The following is a 4,393-nucleotide window of genomic DNA, read 5'->3' on the forward strand; positions in this document are numbered from 1 at the left end:
TTCGTCGTTCGCTCGCGCTCTCAACTACGAATATGCAGACGGCGTCGACTATCGCGGACTAACCGCCTTCGCTTCGCTATCCATGGCGGTCAGCGAGGGTTTAAACCTATTTTTTTCACCCATGATTTAACAATTCTTGCATATTGTCTTGTGGAAATTGGATGTCCCTCATTCCATTTGCTCGGAAATAAGTAATCATCATATTTTAGAACCTTAGTTATAATCCAGTCTGATACAGAATCTCTGGTTTGTTCAGTAATTTCAAATTGGACTGGCTCATTCGTCTTTTTCTGTAGTATGACTGTTCTCTTATTGATGGTTGAGCCATATTTGACGTCACGAACTTTGAGTTTAACTAGATCACAACCCCTCAATTTACTATCCAGAGCGAGATTAAACAAAGCAAGATCACGTAATTTTTTAGCTAATTGTAGTCGGATTCTGATAGCCCAAATCTCTTTTAGTTTTAAAGCCGGTTTCTGCCCAATCAGTTTGTCCTTGTTCCAAGGGATATGCTTTTCAGAATGATTTGATATTAGATACATGATGATTCCTCCATCGAGTTGGTTGGAATCTAAGTATGGTTTAGGAATTTAGGCTTCTTCAGGTTGTAAGCAGAAGAAATGCTCGAACTCAGATTGAGACAGATTTTCTATATAAGCGGAAGAAATTAAAAACATTAACTATGCGTTAATAGGCGCCAAGTCATTGTAATACTTGATTTGCCCAACCTTCGATTTTGCCTAGCAACATACCGCCTTTTTTTTCGACTACTATTTTCCCACTGCGGTCGACAAGAATAACTGTTGGAACTTTCAGCTTTTTTGGTAAGTTATCTGTATATTTTTGTGCTTTTCTCCATGCGTTAGGAAAGGTAACGCCTTTATCATCAGAGAATGTTTTTGCTTTTTTTCCTTCCCATCTGTACTGATGCCGACAACATTTAACCCTTTTGTAGTATTTGGGAGTAAAAATAGCTTCATAACCCAATGATTTGAGAATTACTGTAACATGCTACACCATATACTACACCAATAATTGAGATTTATTGAAACAACCTGATACTCGCTGAAAAAGACTGAAAAGTTGAAGGAAAACAAATAAGCCATATAAACACTGGCTAAAAATAACGAAATAAATAGTAATCCAGTAATAACAAGGCCTAGATGAAAGAAGAAAAACCACAACACACACCTATGATGCAGCAATACCTGCGCATCAAGGCCGATCACCCCGACATCATCCTGCTCTACCGGATGGGTGATTTCTACGAACTCTTCTATGACGACGCCCGGCGCGCGGCAAAGCTGCTCGATATTACGCTGACCGCACGCGGCCAGTCGGCCGGTGAGCCGATTCCGATGGCGGGCGTGCCGGTTCACTCCATTGAGTCCTACCTGGCCAAGCTGGTCAAACATGGCGAATCGGTGGCGATCTGTGAACAGGTTGGTGACCCCGCTACCAGCAAGGGACCGGTCGAGCGACAGGTGGTGCGCATCATCACACCCGGCACCCTTACCGATGAGGCGCTGCTTGAGGAGCGCCGTGACAACCTGCTGCTGACCATCAACGCTCACAGGCAAACCTTTGGCATCGCCACGCTGGAGCTGGCCAGTGGTCGCTTTACCCTGCAGCAGCTAGAGGGTGAAGAGGCACTTCTGGGTGAGATCGAACGGCTGCAACCGGCTGAGATTCTGATTCCTGAGGAGATGACTCTACCCGCGGCACTGGTTGATCGAAGCGGCCTGAGTCGTCGCCCGCCGTGGCACTTTGAGCAGGAGAGCGCGACACGCCTGCTGACCCAGCAATTCGGCACCCACGACCTGGCCGGTTTCGGAGTTGAGGGACAGACCACTGCACTGGCTGCTGCCGGTTGTCTGTTACAACACGTAAAGGACACACAGCGCTCTGCCCTGCCCCACATCCGTTCGATTCAGGTTGAGCGCCACGATGAGAGCGTGGTGCTCGATGCCGCCAGTCGTCGTAATCTGGAGTTGGAGCAGTGCATCTCGGGCAAGAGCGAACACACCGTTGCCGGTGTACTTGATGTGAGCGCCACCGCGATGGGCAGTCGTCTGCTGCGTCGCTGGCTCAACCGTCCACTGCGCAACCACACGGTGCTACGTGCACGCCACCAGGCGATCGGGCAACTGCTTGAGTCACGCGATTACGAGGCACTGCATGAGCTGTTACACACCATCGGTGATATGGAGCGCATCCTTACCCGTATTGCACTGAAGAGCGCGCGCCCACGTGATCTGGCGGTACTCCGTGAGAGTCTGCGCACCATTCCTGAGCTGCTTCAACAGCTACAGCCCGCAAACAGCATTCGACTGCAGGCGCTGCAAGAGACAATCGATCCACACGCCGATGTCTTCGAGCTGCTACTGAGTGCTGTGATCGACAATCCACCGGTACTGATTCGTGATGGTGGTGTCATCGCACCCGGTTATAACGAAGAGCTTGATGAGCTGCGTGGATTGAGCAAGAACAGCGACGGCTATCTAATCGAGCTTGAGGCCAAGGAGCGCGAGCGCAGTGGTATCACCAATCTCAAGGTCAGTTACAACCGCGTACACGGCTACTACATCGAGGTGAGCCGTCTCCACTCCGACAAGGTGCCGGAGGATTACATCCGTCGTCAAACCCTCAAGTCGGCCGAGCGTTTCATCACCCCGGAACTCAAAGCGCTGGAAGAGAAGGTACTGAGCAGCCGCGAGCGCTCACTGGCGCTGGAGAAGTCACTCTATGACGATCTGCTCAACCGGCTGCTAGAGCAGCTCACTCCACTTCAGCAGAGTGCGGTAGCGCTCTGTGAACTCGATGTACTGTGCACCCTGACCGAGCGCGCCGAGAGCCTTAACCTCAGTTCGCCCGAGTTGGTCGAGACACCAGGAATAGAGATCGAGGCGGGACGTCATCTGGTAGTTGAGCAGGTGCTCGATGGCCCGTTTGTACCCAACGATCTAAAGTTTGATGAGCAGCGCCGTATGTTGATTATTACCGGCCCCAACATGGGTGGTAAGTCGACCTTCATGCGCCAGGCGGCGGTGATCACCCTGCTCGCCCATATCGGTAGTTTTGTTCCAGCCAGCCGTGCCATGATCGGTCCGATCGATCGCATCTTCACCCGTATCGGCGCCTCTGATGATCTCGCCTCGGGGCGCTCTACCTTCATGGTGGAGATGACAGAGACGGCCAACATCCTGCATAACGCAACCGCCAACAGCCTGGTACTGATGGATGAGATCGGTCGTGGCACCAGTACCTACGACGGTCTCTCACTCGCCTGGGCCTGTGCCGCCCATCTGGCAGAACGCTCTGCCGCCTTCACCCTCTTCGCCACCCACTACTTTGAGCTAACCACCTTGCCGGAACGCTTCCCGACCATCACCAATGTGCACCTCGATGCAGTCGAGCACGGCGACTCGATCGTCTTTCTGCATGCGGTTAAAGAGGGGCCAGCCAGCCAGAGTTATGGTCTGCAGGTGGCGCAGTTGGCCGGGGTACCGAAGGCGGTGATTGAGCAGGCGCGGCTGCGACTGGTACATCTGGAGAATAGTACCGCCGAGCAGATCGACAGTGGCCCGCCGGAACAGATGGGGCTCTTTAACGTGGCGGTGGAGCATCCGCTGCTGGAGCGGATTCGGGAAATGGATCCTGATGAGTACTCACCAAGGGCGGCACTCGATCTGCTCTATGAGCTGAAGTCAGCCCTGGAGGTGTAGTTCCCCTCTCGTGCACCATCGACATCGAGCGCACAGCCAAACGGCGGCGTCTCCTTGATCATCAGTGCCAGGTTATAGGCGACCGGTGGACGGATATTGACCACCACCATCTCGATACCGGCAATCTGGCACATGCTGTTCACCGACAGCAGCCACTCATAATAAAGCGTATCAATCAGCGGGATGCTTTTCAGATCGTAGATCAAACGCCGCGCCGAGAGCTGCTGCAGACGATCGATCATCTCCACCAGATAGGCATCTGGATCACTCGCATCGAGTCCCTCGCCCGGCTCCAGTAGTACATTGCCCTCGCCGATCGGCGTCAGGTGCATTCCTGTAATCATTACTGTTTAGACCAGGTGGCTCGCCTGGGAGACCTCAATACCGAGCAGCTCAAACGCCTCCTTCAGCCCCTCGGAGAGGGTGGCACGGGTTGAGACCATGGAAAGATCGATATTAAGACTGGTAATAGCACGGGCAATCTCGGGACGGATACCGGTGAGGATCGCCTTGGCACCCATCAATCCCACTGCACGCACCATCTGAATCAGGTGGTGCGAGACCTGAGATCGGGGAGTCGCTATTTTTGCGGAAGCTTGTTTTGGGCATCCAAGCCCAAGCAAGCGGCAAATACTTAACGCGACCGTTTATGCCTACGGCGCCCC

5 protein-coding genes are annotated in these 4,393 nt (G+C 52.7%); 1 reads left to right on the forward strand and 4 read right to left on the reverse strand.

What is annotated here, in order from left to right; genetic code table 11:
- Positions 1–89: 89 nt before the first annotated feature.
- Both BOW52_RS16270 and BOW52_RS16275 read right to left on the reverse strand, forming a co-directional pair.
- Complete coding sequence (locus tag BOW52_RS16270) at positions 90–545, reverse strand: tyrosine-type recombinase/integrase (RefSeq protein WP_078485136.1); 456 nt, start codon at positions 543–545, stop codon at positions 90–92.
- A gap of 160 nt (positions 546–705) precedes the next feature.
- The gene (locus BOW52_RS16275) at positions 706–990 is read right to left on the reverse strand and encodes a thioredoxin domain-containing protein (protein WP_135622582.1); all 285 of its coding nucleotides are present in this window, start codon (positions 988–990) and stop codon (positions 706–708) included.
- A gap of 176 nt (positions 991–1,166) precedes the next feature.
- Between BOW52_RS16275 and mutS the strand changes: the two genes are divergently transcribed.
- Positions 1,167–3,728 (forward strand): DNA mismatch repair protein MutS, encoded by a 2,562-nt coding sequence (mutS, locus tag BOW52_RS16280; protein WP_078485137.1) that lies wholly within the window; start codon positions 1,167–1,169, stop codon positions 3,726–3,728.
- Here the strand turns inward: mutS and BOW52_RS16285 are convergent.
- The gene (locus tag BOW52_RS16285; protein ID WP_078485138.1) at positions 3,698–4,072 is read right to left on the reverse strand and encodes an STAS domain-containing protein; all 375 of its coding nucleotides are present in this window, start codon (positions 4,070–4,072) and stop codon (positions 3,698–3,700) included. The genes mutS and BOW52_RS16285 overlap by 31 nt on opposite strands.
- Positions 4,073–4,078: 6 nt before the next feature.
- Positions 4,079–4,270, reverse strand: a complete 192-nt coding sequence (locus BOW52_RS16290) for an STAS domain-containing protein (protein WP_236725792.1) — start codon at positions 4,268–4,270, stop codon at positions 4,079–4,081.
- Positions 4,271–4,393: the final 123 nt, after the last annotated feature.

Origin of the sequence: Solemya pervernicosa gill symbiont, assembly GCF_002020875.1 — a bacterium.
Taxonomy (GTDB): domain Bacteria; phylum Pseudomonadota; class Gammaproteobacteria.